Annotated in this window: 14 protein-coding genes; 10 read left to right on the top strand and 4 right to left on the bottom strand. The window is 72.2% G+C overall.

From position 1 onward, the window contains the following. Positions 1–148 precede the first annotated feature (148 nt). The 4 genes from VT52_RS02625 (at position 149) to VT52_RS38405 (ending at position 4,063) form a co-directional block, all read left to right on the top strand. A complete protein-coding gene (locus tag VT52_RS02625; RefSeq protein WP_046423383.1) occupies positions 149–2,404 on the top strand; it encodes an MMPL family transporter in 2,256 nt (751 codons plus the stop codon). Beyond that, positions 2,382–2,954 carry a GNAT family N-acetyltransferase gene (locus tag VT52_RS02630; protein WP_046423385.1) on the top strand — a complete coding sequence of 191 codons (573 nt, stop codon included), beginning with the start codon at positions 2,382–2,384 and terminating at the stop codon, positions 2,952–2,954. Before VT52_RS02625 ends, VT52_RS02630 begins: the two co-directional genes overlap by 23 nt. Positions 2,955–2,999: 45 nt before the next feature. Next, on the top strand, positions 3,000–3,650 hold the full coding sequence (locus tag VT52_RS02635) for a hypothetical protein (protein WP_046423387.1): 651 nt from the start codon (positions 3,000–3,002) through the stop codon (positions 3,648–3,650). Positions 3,651–3,778: 128 nt separating this feature from the next. Beyond that, entirely contained in the window at positions 3,779–4,063 is a 285-nt protein-coding gene (locus VT52_RS38405; RefSeq protein ID WP_046423389.1) for a DUF6191 domain-containing protein, read from the top strand. Positions 4,064–4,069: 6 nt separating this feature from the next. Here the strand turns inward: VT52_RS38405 and VT52_RS02645 are convergent, their stop codons facing one another. Together VT52_RS02645 and VT52_RS02650 are read right to left on the bottom strand one after the other, a co-directional pair. Beyond that, positions 4,070–5,212 (bottom strand): PQQ-dependent sugar dehydrogenase, encoded by a 1,143-nt coding sequence (locus tag VT52_RS02645; protein WP_046423391.1) that lies wholly within the window; start codon positions 5,210–5,212, stop codon positions 4,070–4,072. A gap of 73 nt (positions 5,213–5,285) precedes the next feature. Continuing rightward, the gene (locus VT52_RS02650) at positions 5,286–6,284 is read right to left on the bottom strand and encodes an aldo/keto reductase (protein WP_046423393.1); all 999 of its coding nucleotides are present in this window, start codon (positions 6,282–6,284) and stop codon (positions 5,286–5,288) included. Between the two features lie 76 nt (positions 6,285–6,360). Here VT52_RS02650 and VT52_RS02655 point away from each other — a divergent pair, with 76 nt between their 5' ends. The 6 genes from VT52_RS02655 (at position 6,361) to serA (ending at position 16,753) form a co-directional block, all read left to right on the top strand. Beyond that, positions 6,361–7,401 carry a 2-hydroxyacid dehydrogenase gene (locus VT52_RS02655; RefSeq protein WP_079174796.1) on the top strand — a complete coding sequence of 347 codons (1,041 nt, stop codon included), beginning with the start codon at positions 6,361–6,363 and terminating at the stop codon, positions 7,399–7,401. Between the two features lie 383 nt (positions 7,402–7,784). Continuing rightward, positions 7,785–11,144, top strand: a complete 3,360-nt coding sequence (locus VT52_RS36675) for an EAL domain-containing protein (RefSeq protein ID WP_046423395.1) — start codon at positions 7,785–7,787, stop codon at positions 11,142–11,144. 243 nt (positions 11,145–11,387) lie between these two features. Further along, positions 11,388–13,238 carry an acetolactate synthase large subunit gene (locus VT52_RS02665; protein WP_046423397.1) on the top strand — a complete coding sequence of 617 codons (1,851 nt, stop codon included), beginning with the start codon at positions 11,388–11,390 and terminating at the stop codon, positions 13,236–13,238. A 22-nt stretch (positions 13,239–13,260) separates the two neighbouring features. Beyond that, a complete protein-coding gene (ilvN, locus tag VT52_RS02670; RefSeq protein WP_046423399.1) occupies positions 13,261–13,785 on the top strand; it encodes an acetolactate synthase small subunit in 525 nt (174 codons plus the stop codon). Positions 13,786–13,915: 130 nt separating this feature from the next. After that, on the top strand, positions 13,916–14,914 hold the full coding sequence (ilvC, locus tag VT52_RS02675) for a ketol-acid reductoisomerase (RefSeq protein ID WP_046423400.1): 999 nt from the start codon (positions 13,916–13,918) through the stop codon (positions 14,912–14,914). A 249-nt stretch (positions 14,915–15,163) separates the two neighbouring features. Continuing rightward, entirely contained in the window at positions 15,164–16,753 is a 1,590-nt protein-coding gene (serA, locus tag VT52_RS02680) for a phosphoglycerate dehydrogenase (RefSeq protein WP_046423403.1), read from the top strand. A 194-nt stretch (positions 16,754–16,947) separates the two neighbouring features. Here serA and VT52_RS02685 read toward each other — a convergent pair whose 3' ends face one another. Both VT52_RS02685 and VT52_RS02690 read right to left on the bottom strand, forming a co-directional pair. Beyond that, complete coding sequence (locus VT52_RS02685) at positions 16,948–17,739, bottom strand: transglutaminase domain-containing protein (protein WP_046423405.1); 792 nt, start codon at positions 17,737–17,739, stop codon at positions 16,948–16,950. A gap of 178 nt (positions 17,740–17,917) precedes the next feature. After that, the gene (locus VT52_RS02690; RefSeq protein ID WP_046423407.1) at positions 17,918–18,325 is read right to left on the bottom strand and encodes an ATP-binding protein; all 408 of its coding nucleotides are present in this window, start codon (positions 18,323–18,325) and stop codon (positions 17,918–17,920) included. Positions 18,326–18,434 lie beyond the last annotated feature (109 nt).

Raw genomic sequence — 18,434 nt, forward strand, 5'->3', positions numbered from 1 at the left:
CGCTGTGAATAAGCCCACGAACACAGCAAAGGATCACTTTCGCCTGCAAGAGTGTCCAAATATTGCTCATACGTTCTTTGCGGGCTGTTCAGTCAATGGACGATCGTTCCCGGTCAAAGATCCACAAATCGTCCTTGGGAGCACGTCCGTGGCAGCCCTCGCGCGCTGGTGCGTCCGGCACCGACTGATCGCCGTCCTGCTGTGGCTGTGCGCCTTCGGCGGGGTCACCGCGGCAGCCTCCGTCGCCGGCACGTCGTACTCGAACGACTACTCGGTCCCCGGCACCGAGTCCGGTCGCGCCGCGCAGCTGCTCCGGGCGGGTTTCCCGGGCCTCGGCGGCGACAGCGACACCGTCGTCTGGCACACCGCGAAGGGCACCGTCCGCGCCGCCGACGTCGAACAGAGCATGACCACCGCCCTCGACAAGATCGCCGATCTGCCCGGCGTCGCCTCCGTGGACGGGCCGTACGACGGCCGGGGCGGCCGGCAGATCAGCGCCGACGGCCGCACCGCCTACGCCACCGTCACCTTCGCGCGCCAGGCCGAGGACATCGGTGCGAAGGAGGCCCAGGCCGTGGTGGGCGCGGCGAAGGCGGCCGAGGGGGACGGACTCCAGGTGGAGCTGGGCGGCAGTGCCATCGGGCTCACCGAGACACCGGACGACCACACCGCCGAGGTGGTCGGGGTCCTCGTCGCCGCCGTCGTCCTCTTCCTCGCCTTCGGCTCCCTGGCCGCCTCCCTGCTGCCGATCGCCACCGCCCTGATCGGCGTCGGCACCGCCTACGCCGGCATCGGGCTGCTGGGCCACGCCATGACGGTCGCCGATTTCGCGCCCATGCTCGGCATGCTGGTCGGCCTCGGCGTCGGCATCGACTACGCGCTGTTCATCGTCACCAGACACCGGCGCGGACTCAAACGCGGCCTGGACGTCACGGAGGCCGCCGTGAGCGCCGTGACGACCACCGGACGCGCCGTCGTCTTCGCGGGGGCGACCGTGTGCATCGCCCTGCTCGGCATGCTGATCCTGCGCCTGAGCTTCCTCAACGGCGTCGCCGTGGCCGCCGGCCTGACCGTGGCCCTCACCGTCGCCGCCTCCGTCACCCTGCTGCCCGCCCTGCTCTCCTACATCGGCCCGCGCGCCCTCAGCCGCCGCGAACGCCGCCGGCTCGCCGAGCACGGGCCGCGCCCCGAGGTGCCCACCGGCCTCGCCGCCCGCTGGTCCGCGCTCGTGCAGCGGCGCCCCAGACTGCTCGGCTCGCTCGCCGTGGCCGTGATCGCGCTGCTCGCCCTGCCCACGCTCTCGCTCCACCTCGGCACCTCCGACCAGGGCAACGACCCCCGCACCTCCACCACCCGCAAGGCGTACGACCTGCTGGCCGACGGCTTCGGGCCCGGCATCAACGGGCCGCTGACCCTCGTCACCCGGGTGGACGGCGCCGCCGACCGGCTCGCCCTTGACAACCTCGACGCGACGCTGCGGGCCACCCCCGGCGTGGCCTCCGCCACCCCGGCCGCCTACGCCACCGGTGGCGAGACCGCCTACCTGACCGTCGTCCCCGACTCCGCACCCCAGTCCCAGGCCACCAGTGCCCTGGTGGACCGGCTGCGCGAGACGGTGCTGCCCCGCGCGGAGCGGGGCACCTCCCTCGACATCCAGGTCGGCGGGGTGACCGCCGGCTACGACGACTTCGCCGACGTCATCGTCGGCAAACTCCCGCTCTTCGTCGGCACCGTCATCGGCCTCGGCTGCCTGCTGCTGCTCGTCGCCTTCCGCTCGCTGGGCATACCGCTCAAGGCCGCCGTGATGAACATCGCCGCGGTGGCCGCCGCGTTCGGCGTGGTGGTCGCCGTCTTCCAGTGGGGCTGGGGCAGCGAGCTGCTCGGCCTCGGCAGAGCGGGTCCCATCGAACCCTTCCTGCCCGTGATCATGGTCTCGGTGCTCTTCGGGCTCTCCATGGACTACCAGGTCTTCCTGGTCAGCCGGATGTACGAGGAATGGCTGGCGACCGGCGACAACCGGCGCGCCGTCCGCGTGGGCCTCGCCGAGACCAGCCGGGTGATCAACTCCGCGGCCGTGATCATGATCTCGGTCTTCCTGGCCTTCGTGCTCAGCGGCGACCGCGTGATCGCCATGTTCGGCATCGCGCTGGCCGCCGCCGTCGCCCTCGACGCCTTCGTGCTGCGCACCCTCCTGGTGCCGGCCCTGATGCATCTGCTCGGCGCCGCCAACTGGTGGCTGCCGGGCTGGCTGGAGCGCAGGCTGCCGCACATCAGCATCGAGCCGCCGGAGTGCCGCGCCGCGCATGAGAGGCTCGGACGGGTCCCGGCCGACGGGATCGGCCGGGACCGGATCCGTGAACAGCAGAAGGAAGCGCAGCGCGATGTACGCGATATCCCTGGGTGAGGGCGCCGAACTGCGCCCGTTGGAGATCTGGCACGCCGAGGAGATGCTGGCCAACATCGACCGGGGGCGCGCGTTCATCGGGCGGCACATCGGACTGCCCGAGGTGGTGGCCGACCTGGACGGTGCCCGCGCCTACCTGCGGTCGTACGGCGAGAAGCGCGCCACCGACACCGGGGCGCTGCACGGCATCTGGCAGGACGGGACGCTGGTCGGCGGGCTGCTCTTCCGTACCTGGGACACGCCCAGCGGGGTGTGCGAGGCCGGCTGCTGGCTGGAGCCCGCGGCGGCCGGGCGCGGGCTCGTCACCCGGGGCATGCGGCTCCTCGTCGACTGGGCGTTCGGGACGCGCGGCATGCACCGCGTGGAGTGGCGGGTGGCCACCGGCAACCAGCCGAGCATCAACGTGGCCCGGCGGCTCGGCATGACCCGTGAGGGTGTACTGCGCGAGAACTACCCGCACGACGGGGAGCGCACCAGCACCGAGATCTGGTCGGTGCTGGCGCCCGAATGGCCCACGGCCCGCGAGGGCGCCGCGCAACACGCCCATTGACGATCATTAAGCGCCCTCTCAGACGGCGTCCGTACGGTTGCCGGCATGGCAACGAAGACATCGGAAGACGCCGCGGCCGGTACGACGGCGGCGCAGCTCGACGACGAGACGGCACAGGAGGCGCGGACCGCGGGGCAGGACACCGCGGGGAAGGCGGGGGCCGAGGGCGAGAGCGCCGAGGGCGCGGTCGCCGGGGACACCGAGGAGGCGGCCGACGGCGCGCTCGCCGAGGAGACCGCGGACGGCCCGGCGGACGAGGCCGGGGAAGACGCGGCGGACGACGCGGCGGACGCCAAGGCGCCCTCCGGGGTCGGCCAGGGCGCCGGCGCCGTGGTCTCCGCCGCGCTGGGCCTGGTCTCGCTCAGCGGCGGCTGGGTCGGCACGGTCGCGGGCGCCCGCCAGCAGCTCGTCGGTCAGCTGCGGACGTCCTCCACGGCGGGCGTCGCCACACAGATCAAGGCGGTCTACGGTGACGCCTGGCACACCACCGCGCTGTGGGCCGGCTTCTTCGCCCTGCTCGCGCTGGTCACCGGAGTGGTCGTCCTGGCCCGCCCCGCCTTCGGCGCCCCCGGCCGCCCGCAGGCGCCCTGGATCAAGTCGGTGGCCTGGGCGGGTGTCTCGCTCGGTGTCATCGGCCTGCTGCTGGCGGTCCTGAAGTACTCGGACGCGCTGCTGGCGCTGCCTTCGGCGGGCTGAACGGGCGGTAGCCCGCCACGCCCAGGGGCCTCGGGGAACCCGTGCTCATGCCACGGATTCCCCGGGGCCCCTCACGCGTGCGCGGCGCGCGACAATGGCCCCGGGACAACCGGCAAGGGGGAGAAGTCGTGTTCGACGCCTTCAGCGAACTGTTCACACCCGGTCGCAAACACACCCGCGACGAGCAGAACCGCCTCGAACTGACCCGGGAGGAGGCCGGCGACAGCGATCCCGGCCGCGGCCCCATAGACCTGACCTCCGGCAAGGCGGTCATACGCCTGTCCGCTCGGCGCCCGGCCGGCGCGGAGCCGGAACGGGAGCGGGAGGAGCCGGAGCCGGAGCGGGAGCGGGAGGAGCCGGAGCCGGAGCGGGAAGGGGAGCGCGAGCGGGGGGCGGGCCCCCGGGAGCCGTAGGCGTGGCTAACTCACCTGAAGCTCCAGGATCCTGTCGTCCCCCTTCTTCGGATGCCCCCGCCCGTCCGTGTTGCTCGTGATCAGCCAGAGCTTGCCGTCGCCCGCCGGCGCGACGGTGCGCAGGCGGCCGTAGGTGCCGGTGAGGAAGGACTGGGGGGCGGCCGCCGCCCGGGTGCCGTGGAGGGGGATGCGCCACAGGCGTTCGCCCTTGAGGGCGGCCATCCAGATGACGCCGTGGACGTAGGCGATGCCGCTGGGGGAGGCGTCGTCGGTGTGCCACTCGGCGACGGGGTTCTGGAAGCGCGGGTTCGTGGACCTGCCCTCGGCGTCCGGCCAGCCGTAGTCGCCGCCGGGCTTGATGGCGTTCAGTTCGTCCCAGGTGTCCTGGCCGAACTCGGAGGCGAACAGACGCTGGCGATCGTCCCAGGCGAGGCCCTGGACGTTGCGGTGGCCGTAGGAGTAGACGGGGGAGCCGGGGAAGGGGTCGCCGGGGGCCGGCTCGCCCTCCGGGGTCAGCCGGAGGATCTTGCCGCCCAGGGAGTCGCGGTCCTGGGCGAGGCCGCGCCGGCCGCTCTCGCCGGTGCCGGCGTAGAGCATGCCGTCGGGGCCGAAGGCGATCCGGCCGCCGTTGTGGATGGTGCCCTTGGGGATGCCCTTGAACAGCGTGTCGGGGGCGCCCAGTTGCTCACCGGCCGGTTTCTTGTCGTCGTAGCGCACGCGGACGATGCGGTTGTCCGAGGCGGAGGTGAAGTAGGCGTAGATCATGTGGTCCGACGCGTAGTGCGGGGACAGCGCGATGCCCAGCAGACCGCCCTCGCCCGCCGGGGAGACCCCGGAGACCGTGCCCAGTTCGGTCTTGCGGCCCGTGACCGGATCGACGCGGGTGATCGTCCCGTCGTCGCGGGAGGAGACCAGCAGACCGCCGTCCGGCAGCACGGCCAGGCCCCATGGCGACTTCAGGCCCTCGGCCACCGTGCGCAGCACCCGTACCGAGCCCTTGGCCGGTGCCGCCGGCTCCGTGGCCGGGGCGGCGGGCGCGGTGCTCGGGGGCGCCGTACGGGGGACCTCACCGGGGAAGCCCACCCCCGAGGAGCCGGCGGAGCAGCCCGCCGTCAGCAGCAGGGCGGCCGCGGCCAGCACGGCCGGCACAGCTCGACGTCGCACGATCACGATCCCTTCGGGGCGGCGTTCCAGCGGCAGATCTTCCCCTCCCAAGGGTCCCTCAGTCCCACGACCCCCGCGCCCCCGGCAGCCGCCCTATCTCCGCCAGATCCGCCGCCGACAGCCGCAGACCGGCCGCCGCCGCGTTCTCCGTCGCCCACCGCTCCCGCTTCGTGCCCGGCAGCGCGATCACATGGCGTCCCCGCGACAGCACCCAGGCCAGCGCGACCTGCGCCGGGGTGACCTCCGGGCCGTGCCGCCGGGCGACGCGGCGCAGACCGGCCACGATCGGCTGGTTCGCGGCCATCATCTCGGCGGTGAACCGGGGATGCCGGGCACGCACATCGTCCGGTTCGAAGCCCTCGCCCGGGGTGAGCGTGCCGGTCAGGAAGCCGTTGCCCAGCGGCATCGCCGCCAGGAAGCCCACGCCGCGCGCCGCGCACCACGGCAGCAGCGTCCGCAGCGCCTCCGGCGACCACACCGACAGTTCCGCCTCGACCGCGGCCACCGGGAACACCTGCTGCACCCGCTGCAACTGGCGCAGCGTGCCGTCGTGGAGTCCCGTGCCCGAACGGCGCCCACCGCGCGCGCCCAGCGCGCACAGGCCCAGCGACCGCACCTTCCCGGCCCGCACCAGCTCGGCCATCGCGCCCCAGGTCTCCTCGATCGGCACCTCGGGGTCGGGGCGGTGCAACTGGTAGAGGTCGATCACATCCGTCTGGAGCCGGCGCAGCGAGGCGTCGCAGGCCCGTCTCACATAGCCGGGGCGGCCGTTGGCCACGATGTGCTGCTCGCCCACCAGCAGCCCCACCTTCGTGGAGACGAACGCGTCCGCCCGGCGCTCCCTCAGCACTCGTCCGAGCAGCAGCTCGTTGGTGAACGGGCCGTACATGTCCGCGGTGTCCAGCAGGCTCGACCCCAGGTCCAGTGCCCGGTGCACGCATCGCACCGATTCGTCGCCCCGCTGCCGCGAGGTGCTGTAGGCCCAGCTCATCGGCATGCACCCGAGTCCGACGGCCCCCACCGCGAGCGCCCCCGCGCCGATCGTCCTGCGCTCCACCTGCTCCGGAACCCTCCCCTAGCCTGACCCCCAACCTAACCTCTGCGCCGCGCGTACCTGACATAGCCTCCTGACCATGAGCGCAGACGTATGGCTTCCGCTTCCGCCCGAGGAGATCGAGGGGCTGCCCGAGGGGCTCCGGTATCTGTTCTGGGACGGGGGCGAGGACGGCGACCAGGAGTTTCCGGGCGACCCCGCCCGGTGTGTGATGTACGTGGTGCCCTACATGAAGCGGTGGCCGGTCAAGGTGCGCCCGCTGGAGCTGCTGAGCGACGTCCGGGTCATCCAGACGCTCACGGCCGGCGTCGACGACATCACGGCGCGCCTTTCGGCCATCGTGCCGGGCGTGCGGCTGTGCAACGCGCGCGGGGTGCACGAGGCGAGCACCGCCGAGCTGGCGCTCACCCTGACCCTGGCCGCGCTGCGCGGCATCCCGGACTTCGTGCGGGCCCAGCAACAGGAGCGCTGGCAGGGCGCGTTCCGGCCGGCGCTCGCCGACAAGAACGTGCTCATCGTCGGCTACGGCTCGATCGGCGCCGCCATCGAGGACCGGCTCACGCCCTTCGAGCTTGCGCGGGTGGCGCGCGTCGCGCGCTCCCGGCGCACCACGGCGCGCGGTCTTGTGCATCCGATCGCCGATGTGCTTTCTCTGCTTCCGGCCGCCGATGTCGTGATTCTGTCCACCCCCCTCACGGACGCCACCCACGGTCTGGTGGACGCCGAGTTCCTCTCCCGGATGAAGGACGGGGCCCTCCTGGTGAACGTCGCCCGCGGGCCGGTCGTGGACACGAACGCGCTGCTCGCGGAGCTGGAACGGGGCCGGATCATCGCTGCCCTGGACGTCACCGACCCCGAGCCGCTGCCGCCCGGCCACCCCCTCTGGAAGGCACCCGGCGCACTGATCACCCCGCATGTCGGCGGGCCCACCTCCGCCTTCCTGCCGCGCGCCAAGCGGCTGCTGGTCGATCAGCTGACCCGGTTCGTGAACCACGAGCCGCTGCGGAACGTGATCCTGACGACGGGACCGGACCCGAAGAACCCGGTGGGAACGGCCCCGGAAGATCCCGCCGGGACAGATCCGGAGGGCCCGGACACCCCGGGAACGAACGGGCGTTAGGGCCTTTCCGGCACCCTCCGCGACCTCTCGGACGCGGCCTGTGCCCGCATCCCCGCTGGTCGTCACGGAGCGTAGAGAAGCTATGTCCCTGAGTGACGAACCTGGTGTATCGTCCCGACAGGGGCAGCGCCGCCTACATCGGCGCCGGGGATGACATTTCAGATCTTGTGAGGGGGGCGACGGGCGATGCACGGCCTATGGACGAACGATCCGACGCGGTGGAGCCGCCGAAGGCGGCCCTGGCGCACGGCCGCGGGCAGACGCGGCCGGCACACCGCTCACCACACCCACCACCCGCGCCGGCCGGCCGGCCCCCGCAGGCACCCGCACCCGGTCCGCCGGGCCCGGCGGGACGCGGGCGCGTCACCCACCGGGAGGCCCCGGTGAACGCGCCCACACCGACCACCACCGTCCACGCGGAGGTGCGCGCGCCGCACCCGCACCAGGAACCGCCGGCGCGCGGACGGGTTACCGCCCCGCGCACCCGCGCCTCCGAACAGCTCGTCCTCGCCCTCGTCTGCGCGGCGTACGCCGTCGGCGCCGCGTTCGACTGGGGCACGGACGAGATCGCGCTGGTCATGGGCGACTTCGGGCTCAGCGCCGCGGCCGGCGCCGCCGCCGTCTCCTGCTTCCTCTACGCCCGCGGCCCCCGGGTGCGCTACCGCCCCGCCTGGCTGCTGTTCGGCCTCTCCTCGGCCATGGCGGCCCTGGGCAACGCCGTCTGGGGCTGGTACGAGGTCGTGCTCGGCCGGCCCGTACCGAGCCCGTCGTACGCCGATCTGTTCTTCCTGTGCTTCGCGCCGCCCGCGATCGTGGGCCTGCTGGTGCTCGCCAGCCGCCCGGTGACCCGGGCCGGCTGGATCTGCCTGGGCCTGGACGCCTGGCTGGTCGGCGGCTCGCTGCTCACCCTGTCGTGGAGCCTCGCGCTCGCCCAGGCGGCCCGGTTCGACGGGCCGAGCGTGGCGCACACCGCGCTGTCGCTGGCGTACCCGCTGCTCGACATCGCGCTGATCAGCATGGTGCTCGCACTTCACTTCCGGCGCGCGCCCGGCAACCGCACCGCCGTGAACACCGCGATCGGCGCGCTCGCCCTGACCGTGATGTGCGACGCGCTGTTCACCTCCCCGCTGCTGCACAGCAGCTACCGCTCCGGGCAGCTGCTGGACGCGGGCTGGTTCGCCGGCTCGCTGCTGCTCGCCTACGCCCCCTGGGCCACACCCCGGCCCGGTAGCAGGTCGTCGGCACCGGAGGCGGACGGGCACACCCACGCGGCCTCCGGGCACCTGCCCGCGCCGCGCGCCGCCGACGACCGCTCGCCGTCCGCGCCCGCCCCGACCGCCGAGCACAGCCCCGACCCGGGCCCCGAGCAGGACCCCGGTTCCGGCCACGACGCGTCCGCGGGTCCCGGATGCGATGGCCACGAGGGCTCCGGACGCGGCTCGTACCCGGAACCGGGCCGCCGCCAGGACTGCGCGGACGGCCCGTTCGGGCCGCCCCCGGCGTCCGGGCACACCGGCCCCGCCTCCTACCCCGGTGCCGACCCCGTCCGCTATCCGGCCGGCCGCCCGATCACCGGCTCGCTCGCCGCGCTCACCCCGTACCTCGCCGCCGCGGTCTGCACCCTGGGCATCCTGTACAACGTCCTCAACGGCCGCAGGCCCGACCACGTCGTGCTGATCACCGCGGGCTGCGTGGTGCTCGCGCTGGTGATCCGCCAGGGCATCATGCTGCTGGACAACATCGCCCTCACCCAGGAACTGGCGCAGAAGGAGAACCACTTCCGCTCCCTGGTGCAGGGCTCCAGCGACGTCATCATGATCGCCGCGCCCAACGGCGTCCTGCGCTACGTCTCGCCGGCCGCCGCCGGGGTCTACGGCCGGCCCGCCGAGGACCTGGTGGGCACCGAGCTGGCCGCCCTGATCCACCCCGAGGACCTGGGCTGCGTGGTGCACGAGGTGCGCCGCTTCCTCGCCGCCAGCCCGCTGACGGAGCCCGTCACCCGGATCGAGTGCCGCTTCCGCTCCGGCGGCGGGGGCACCTCGCGCGCGAGCGGGGCCGAGGGCGGGGAAGGCTGGCTGAACGTCGAGTCCACGGTCAGCCGCCACCACGGCGGCCTGATCTTCAACAGCCGGGACGTCACCGAACGCGTGCGCCTCCAGGCGCAGCTGCAGCACAACGCGGAGCACGACCCGCTGACCGACCTGCCCAACCGCGCGCTGTTCACCCGGCGGGTGCAGCAGGCCCTGTCCGGCCGCCGCGCCACCGACCGGGGCGCCGCCCTGCTCGGCACCGCCGTGCTCTTCATCGACCTCGACGGCTTCAAGGCCGTCAACGACACCATCGGGCACCAGGCCGGCGACGAACTCCTCGTGCAGGCCGCCCGAAGGCTCCAGGACGCGGTCCGCCAGGGCGACACCGCCTCCCGGCTGGGCGGCGACGAGTTCGCGGCCCTGATCGTCGGGGACGGCACCCATGACCGCGCCGCCCGGGAGCGCGACATCCTGGAGCTCGCCGACCGCCTCAGGACGACCCTCTCCCAGCCCTACGCGATCGACGGCAACGATGTCCGGGTCAACGCCTCCATCGGCGTCGCCTTCGCCGAACCGGGGCTCGGCGCGGGCGAGTTGCTGCGCAACGCCGACCTCGCGATGTACCGCGCGAAGTCGGCCGGAAAGGGCCGCGTCGAGCTGTACAAGCCGCAGATGCAGCAGGACGTCGTGCGCAAGGCGGAGCTGGCCACCCGGCTGCGCGCCGCGCTGCACGACGGGGAGTTCGCGCTGCTGCACCAGCCCGTGGTGTGCCTGGAGGACGGCCGGATCACGGCGGTCTCGGCGCAGGCCCGCTGGCGTTCCTCGCAGGGTGTGCTGTTCACCCCGGCCGAGTTCCTGCGGGTGGCCGAGGGCGGCGGCAAGACGGCCGAGCTGGACCGCTGGACCCTCCAGGAGGCCGTGGCGGGGGCCGCCGAGCGGGCGGCGAGCGGTCTCGTCGTACCGGTGGCGGTGCGGATGAGCGCCCGGCGGCTGCTGGACCGCTCACTGCCGCCCGGCTCGGTGGAGGCGCTGCTGACCAGATACGGGCTGCCGCCCGGGGCGCTGGTCGTCGAACTGTCCGACACCGATCCCGGGCTCGGGCTGGACGAGCTGGAGCGCAGGCTGACCGCGCTGAGCCGGCTCGGGGTGCGCATCGCGCTGGACGGCTTCGGCAGCGGCCACGCGGCGATCACCGCGCTGCGGCGGCTGCCCGTGGACATCCTCAAGCTCGACCGCGGCCTGGTCGAGGGCGTGGTGGACTCCGCGCGGCTGCACAAGATCACCAGCGGGCTGCTGCGCATGGCCGGGGACCTCGGGCTCCAGTCCGTCGCCGAGGGCGTGGACCTGCCCGAGCAGGCGGTGGCCCTGCGTGCCATGGGCTGCACCCACGGCACCGGCGCGGCCTTCTCCGGCCCGCTGGACGAGTACCGGCTGCGCCGGGCGCTCGGCGCCGGGTCCTGCCCGGTGCCGCACACCGGGACCGGAGCGCACGCGGCGGCCGGAGCGCACGCGTCGGGCGGCCCCCACGCGCAGGGCGGCCCGCACGCGCAGGCCGGGTCCCACGCGCCGGCCGAACCCGCGTTCGCGGGCAGAGTGCGGGAAACCCAGGGGCGGCTGGGTGCCGCGGGGGTGTACACCGGAGGAGTACCCGCTGTTTTCGGAGGCAGCAGTGCCCTTCGCTCACATTCTGAGACGCCCGTCCCACCCACTTGACACGTGGTGCGCCCCGGGGGGAGGGTCAGTGCCATGCGCACCCGAATTCTCGTACTTGGACAGCGCGTCGGCTGAGCTGGGCCCTACCGGAACGCGATCCGGAATCCCCAGCGACCCTCACCGGCGCGCTCCCCTCGCTTGCCTTACGGCACGAGGGGTTTTTTGTTGCACGAGTGCCCCTCGTACGACACCCGAACTCCGTCCGACCCTCGCAAAAATCCTCAGCATCGAGAAGAGAAGCCGATGACCGAGCAGGCCACCGGGGCCCATCATCCGCAGCCCCGGCCCCGATCCGGCGGACAGCACTCCGCCCCCGTCGAGCACGTCACGGGCGCGCAGTCCCTCATTCGCTCCCTCGAGGAGGTCGGCGCGGACACGGTGTTCGGGATTCCGGGCGGCGCGATCCTGCCGGCCTACGACCCGCTGATGGACTCCACCCGGGTGCGTCACGTCCTGGTCCGCCACGAGCAGGGCGCGGGCCACGCGGCCGAGGGATACGCGCAGGCCACCGGGAAGGTCGGCGTCTGCATGGCGACGAGCGGACCGGGCGCCACCAACCTGGTCACCCCGATCGCCGACGCCCACATGGACTCGGTGCCGATGGTCGCGATCACCGGCCAGGTGTCGTCGAAGTCGATCGGCACGGACGCCTTCCAGGAGGCGGACATCGTCGGCATCACCATGCCGATCACCAAGCACAACTTCCTGGTGACCAAGGCCGAGGACATCCCGCGGGTCATCGCCCAGGCGTTCCACATCGCCTCCACCGGGCGCCCCGGCCCGGTGCTGGTCGACATCGCCAAGGACGCCCTCCAGGCGAAGACAACCTTCTCCTGGCCGCCGGTCATGGACCTGCCCGGCTACCGCCCCGTCACCAAGCCGCACGCCAAGCAGATCCGCGAGGCCGCCAAGCTGATCACCGCCGCCAAGCGGCCCGTCCTCTACGTCGGCGGCGGCGTCCTGAAGGCCAAGGCCACCGCCGAGCTGAAGGTCCTCGCCGAACTCACCGGGGCACCCGTCACCACCACCCTGATGGCGCTCGGCGCGTTCCCCGACAGCCACCCGCTGCACGTGGGGATGCCGGGCATGCACGGTGCGGTCACCGCCGTCACCGCGCTGCAGAAGGCGGACCTGATCGTCGCCCTCGGCGCCCGCTTCGACGACCGCGTCACCGGCAAGCTGGACAGCTTCGCGCCGTACGCCAAGATCGTGCACGCCGACATCGACCCGGCCGAGATCGGCAAGAACCGCGAGGCCGACGTGCCCATCGTGGGCGACGCCCGCGAGGTCATCGCCGACCTGGTCCAGGCCGTGCAGAAGGAGCACAGCGAGGGTCAGCGGGGCGACTACAGCGCCTGGTGGCAGGACCTCAACCGCTGGCGCGAGACCTACCCGCTCGGCTACGACCGGCCCGAGGACGGCTCGCTGTCCCCGCAGGCCGTCATCGAGCGCGTCGGACAGCTCGCCCCCGAGGGCACCATCTTCGCGGCGGGCGTCGGCCAGCACCAGATGTGGTCCGCGCACTTCATCCAGTACGACCGGCCGGCCACCTGGCTGAACTCCGGCGGCGCCGGAACCATGGGCTACTCGGTCCCGGCCGCCATGGGCGCCAAGGCCGGCCGGCCCGAGCGGACGGTCTGGGCGATCGACGGCGACGGCTGCTTCCAGATGACCAACCAGGAACTGACCACCTGCGCCCTGAACAACATCCCCATCAAGGTCGCCGTCATCAACAACGGCGCGCTCGGGATGGTCCGCCAGTGGCAGACTCTGTTCTACAACCAGCGCTACTCCAACACCGTGCTGCACAGCGGTCCCGACGACGTCAACCCCGAGGCCAGGGGCACGCGGGTGCCGGACTTCGTGAAGCTGGCCGAGGCGATGGGCTGCGTGGGGCTGCGCTGCGAGCGCCCCGAGGACCTGGACAAGGTCATCGAGGAGGCCAATTCCATCAACGACCGTCCGGTGGTCGTGGACTTCATCGTCCACCAGGACGCCATGGTGTGGCCGATGGTCGCCGCCGGCACCTCGAACGACGAGATCATGGCCGCCCGGGACGTCCGCCCCGACTTCGGCGACAGCGAAGACGACTGAGCGAGAGAGACGTAAAAAGACCATGTCCAAGCACACGCTCTCCGTCCTGGTGGAGAACACGCCGGGCATCCTCGCCCGCATCGCCGCCCTGTTCTCCCGCCGCGGCTTCAACATCGACTCGCTCGCGGTGGGTGTCACCGAGCACCCCGACATCTCCCGGATCACCATCGTGGTCGGTGTCGAGGAACTGCCGCTGGAGCAGGTGACCAAGCAGCTCAACAAGCTCGTCAACGTGCTGAAGATCGTCGAGCTGGAACCCAATCAGGCCGTTCAGCGCGAACTCGTTCTGGTGAAGGTCCGCGCCGACAACGAGACCCGCTCCCAGATCGTGGAGATCGTCCAGTTGTTCCGCGCCAAGACGGTGGACGTCTCCCCGGAGGCCGTCACCATCGAGGCCACCGGGTCCGGCGAGAAGCTGTCCGCCATGCTCAAGATGCTGGAGCCGTTCGGCATCAAGGAGCTGGTCCAGTCCGGCACCATCGCCATCGGCCGCGGCGCCCGTTCGATCACGGACCGCTCGCTGCGCGCCCTGGACCGATCCGCGTAACACCGGGCACGGAGCCCTACGGGCGGCCGGTCCGCACCGCTCGCCCGTATGCCGAGACCCCCGAACCATCTCGTCGCCCACCGTCATACGGTGGGACGCACCACCTGCACACATAGGGAGAGAACCCAAAGTGGCCGAGCTGTTCTACGACGCTGACGCCGACCTGTCCATCATCCAGAACCGCAAGGTCGCGGTCATCGGTTACGGCAGCCAGGGTCACGCGCACGCCCTGTCGCTGCGCGACTCCGGTGTGGACGTCCGGGTCGGCCTGCACGAGGGCTCCAAGTCCAAGACCAAGGCCGAGGAGCAGGGCCTGCGCGTGGTCACCCCGGCGGAGGCCGCGGCCGAGGCCGACGTCATCATGATCCTGGTCCCGGACCCGATCCAGGCCCAGGTCTACGAGGAGTCCGTGGCCGCCAACCTGAAGGACGGCGACGCGCTGTTCTTCGGCCACGGCTTCAACATCCGCTTCGGCTTCATCAAGCCCCCGGCCGGCGTGGACGTCTGCATGGTCGCCCCCAAGGGACCGGGCCACCTGGTCCGCCGCCAGTACGAGGAGGGCCGCGGCGTGCCCTGTATCGCCGCCGTCGAGCAGGACGCCTCCGGCAACGCCTTCGCGCTGGCCCTGTCGTACGCCAAGGGCATCGGCGGCACCCGCGCCGGCGTCATCAAGACGACCTTCACCGAGGAGACCGAGACCGACCTCTTCGGCGAGCAGGCCGTCCTGTGCGGTGGCACGGCCGCTCTGGTCAAGGCGGGCTTCGAGACCCTGACCGAGGCCGGCTACCAGCCGGAGATCGCCTACTTCGAGTGCCTGCACGAGCTGAAGCTGATCGTCGACCTCATGTACGAGGGCGGCCTGGAGAAGATGCGCTGGTCCATCTCCGAGACCGCCGAGTGGGGCGACTACGTCACGGGCCCGCGCATCATCACCGACGCCACCAAGGCGGAGATGAAGAAGGTCCTCGCCGAGATCCAGGACGGCACCTTCGCCAAGAACTGGATGGACGAGTACCACGGCGGTCTGAAGAAGTACAACGAGTACAAGAAGCAGGACTCCGAGCACCTGCTGGAGACCACCGGCAAGCAGCTGCGCCAGCTGATGAGCTGGGTGAACGAGGAGGCGTAAGCCTCACGTCAGGGGGTCGGGGCATGCTGCTCCGGCCCCCATTCGCCACGATCTCCGACAGCACTCCACATTGGAGTTCCCCGTCCGGGTGATCCTTCCGCAGCGGCGCAAAACGAAGAGCGCGGCGCCACTAGACTGCTGCACAACATACGCGTCAGGCCCACAGCGTCGTGCGTCTTCCACGCGGCTAGCACCCCTCCGCCAGCGGCCGTCGGGACGGCCGTCCGCATTGGACTTGTGAGGACCCACGTGAGCTCGAAACCCGTCGTACTCATCGCCGAAGAGCTTTCGCCCGCGACCGTCGACGCCCTCGGCCCGGACTTCGAGATCCGGCACTGCAACGGAGCCGACCGGGCGGAGCTGCTGCCCGCCATCGCCGACGTCGACGCCATCCTGATCCGTTCCGCGACCAAGGTCGACGCCGAGGCCGTGGCCGCGGCCAGGAAGCTCAAGGTCGTCGCCCGCGCGGGCGTCGGCCTGGACAACGTGGACGTGTCCGCCGCCACCAAGGCCGGCGTGATGGTCGTCAACGCTCCGACCTCCAACATCGTGACCGCGGCCGAGCTGGCCTGCGGTCTGCTGCTGTCCACCGCCCGCAACATCCCGCAGGCCAACGCCGCGCTGAAGAACGGTGAGTGGAAGCGCAGCAAGTACACGGGCGTCGAGCTGGCCGAGAAGACCCTCGGCGTCGTCGGCCTCGGCCGCATCGGCGCCCTGGTCGCGCAGCGCATGTCGGCCTTCGGCATGAAGGTCGTCGCCTACGACCCGTACGTGCAGCCGGCGCGCGCCGCCCAGATGGGCGTCAAGGTGCTCTCCCTGGACGAGCTCCTGGAGGTCTCCGACTTCATCACCGTCCACCTGCCGAAGACCCCCGAGACCCTGGGCCTCATCGGCGACGAGGCGCTGCGCAAGGTCAAGCCGAGCGTGCGCATCGTCAACGCCGCGCGCGGCGGCATCGTGGACGAGGCGGCGCTGTACGCGGCGCTGAAGGAGGGCCGCGTCGCCGGCGCCGGCCTCGACGTGTACGCCAAGGAGCCGTGCACCGACTCCCCGCTGTTCGAGCTGGACGAGGTCGTGTGCACCCCCCACCTGGGCGCCTCCACGGACGAGGCCCAGGAGAAGGCGGGCATCGCGGTCGCCCGGTCGGTGCGCCTCGCCCTCGCCGGCGAACTGGTCCCGGACGCGGTCAACGTCCAGGGCGGTGTCATCGCCGAGGACGTCAAGCCGGGCCTGCCGCTCGCCGAGCGCCTCGGCCGCATCTTCACCGCGCTCGCCGGTGAGGTAGCCGTGCGCCTGGACGTCGAGGTCTACGGCGAGATCACCCAGCACGACGTGAAGGTGCTCGAACTCTCCGCGCTCAAGGGCGTGTTCGAGGACGTCGTCGACGAGACGGTGTCGTACGTGAACGCGCCGTTGTTCGCCCAGGAGCGCGGCGTCGAGGTCCGCCTCACCACCAGCTCCGAGGCCAGCGAGCACCGCAACGTGGTGACCGTGCGCGGCACGCTGGGCACCGGCGAGGAGGTGTCGGTCTCCGGCACCCTGGCCGGCCCCAAGCACATCCAGAAGATCGTCGCGGTCGGGGAGTACGACGTCGACCTGGCCCTCGCCGACCACATGCTGGTCCTGCGCTACGAGGACCGGCCCGGTGTCGTCGGCACCGTCGGCCGCATTCTCGGCGAGGCCGGCCTGAACATCGCCGGCATGCAGGTCGCCCGCGCCGCGGTGGGCGGCGAGGCCCTGGCCGTCCTCACGGTGGACGACACGGTGACGCCGAACGTCCTGGCCGAGGTCGCCGCCGAGATCGGCGCGGCGTCGGCGCGTTCGGTGAACCTGGTCTGACCTCCCTTCCCCGCTCGCCCGCCCAGCCGACCCGCTGGGCTGAAGGGTTGGCGTAGAACGCGGGACGGGCCGAGGTCTCCCTCGGCCCGTCCCGCGTTCTCTCGTCCTCCCGTGCCGTCGGGATCGCGCGGGTCGCGGCGGCCACCGCGGTGAGGCGCACCGCGGCTCGTGGGCGAACGTCGCCTGCCGCGGCACTAGAGTCCGGCCGCTCGTCGGCCCAGGACGGGCTCGGCCAGGAACCTCGCCGGGCCGCACAGCGTCTGGCCGTGCCGGGCGAAGAGCTCGTCTCGGGAGTCGAAGTGCCCGAGGTCCGTGAGCAGGTACGCCGAGGGTTCGCACGAGCCGTCCGACGCGGGGCAGGCCGTGCCCCTGTCCCAGTCGACGCTCGTCCTGGACAGTGCCTCGAAGAGGGTCTCCGGACCGGCGTTCGTGAAGCCGCCGCCGGCCCGGCCACGTGGCTCGCCGGCACCGGCGAAGAGCTCGGACACCGCAAGCCACGGTGCGCCGGCGTGATCGGCCTCGGACAGCCCATCGAGGTGGAACTCCGGCCAGGCCAGCACTACTTGCGCGGGGACAAGCCGACGTAGCCGGGGGAAGCGCGGGTACCAGAACGCGCCGTCCACGACCAGGCCGCGCACCCGGGAGGGAACGCCCCACGCCCGCGCGACCGCTTCCAGTACGGCCATCCGCTGGCTGCAGGAGCCGCGGCCGAGCCGCAGGACCTGGGACACCGGTCGCGTCTCCTCCACCGAGTACACCGGGCGAACCTCTTCGGAGATCCATCGGTGTGCGCGGCGGAGAGCCGCCACCTTCGCCGCGGGCCCCTCCTCTTCCGGGGCCGCGGTGCCGATACTCCGCACGGCAGACCGGACCCGCGGATGTCCCCGGTCGAGAATCCGCGTCGGTGCGGTTCCTCCGCACGCATCACGGCCGCCGGCCTCGGCCTGTCGAGTCCGCCCGCACGGCGTCAGCAGCCTACTCACCATGACCGTCCCCTCCCCTTCGAGTGGGGCCCAGTCTCCCCATCTTTTTGAACACGTTCAAGTGCGCCTGCCTGCCGGCCGGCAGCGGGCGGGCCGCGCTGTCGACGCGGGCCTGCGCCTCGTCTGCCGCACGGGCCGGCACCCGGTCCCGCCGGCCGAGTTGGCATCGAACCGAGAGGGTTCAGCCGGGGACGCCCAGGCGGGCCCGGACCGTCTTGCCGAGTTCCGCCCTGAGGAACCAGTCCAGTTCCTCCGCGAGCGCGGCGACGACTCGCAGCCCCCGGCCGCGCTCGCCCCCGGGGCCCTGCCGGCCCGGCTCGGGGAACGCCTGTACCGGGTCCGACACCTCCACGATCAGCTCGTTGTTCTCCAACTCCTGCAGTCTCAGCCACAGTTGGTGACCCGGCACCTTCGCGTGCACCGCCGCGTTGGCGACCAGCTCCGACGCCACGAGGGCGGCGTCCTCGATGTCCCCGGCCCAGTTCCAGCCCGTGAGGCGACGGCGGACCTGGGCGCGGGCGACGGGGACGCTGCGGGTGGTCATGGGGTAGCTCATGGCCCAGTCGTGGGTGAGGAGGGTGGGGGGCATGGGGGCTCCGTTCCGTTGCAGGTGTTCAACACGGTGACGGGCCATCCCGTTCGACTTCAATCGAAAGCCATCTGATTAATCAGTGAGTTGGTAAGTGGACTATGCAGGA

This window comes from Streptomyces malaysiense (genome assembly GCF_000980885.2).
GTDB classification, from domain to species: Bacteria; Actinomycetota; Actinomycetes; order Streptomycetales; family Streptomycetaceae; genus Streptomyces; species Streptomyces malaysiense.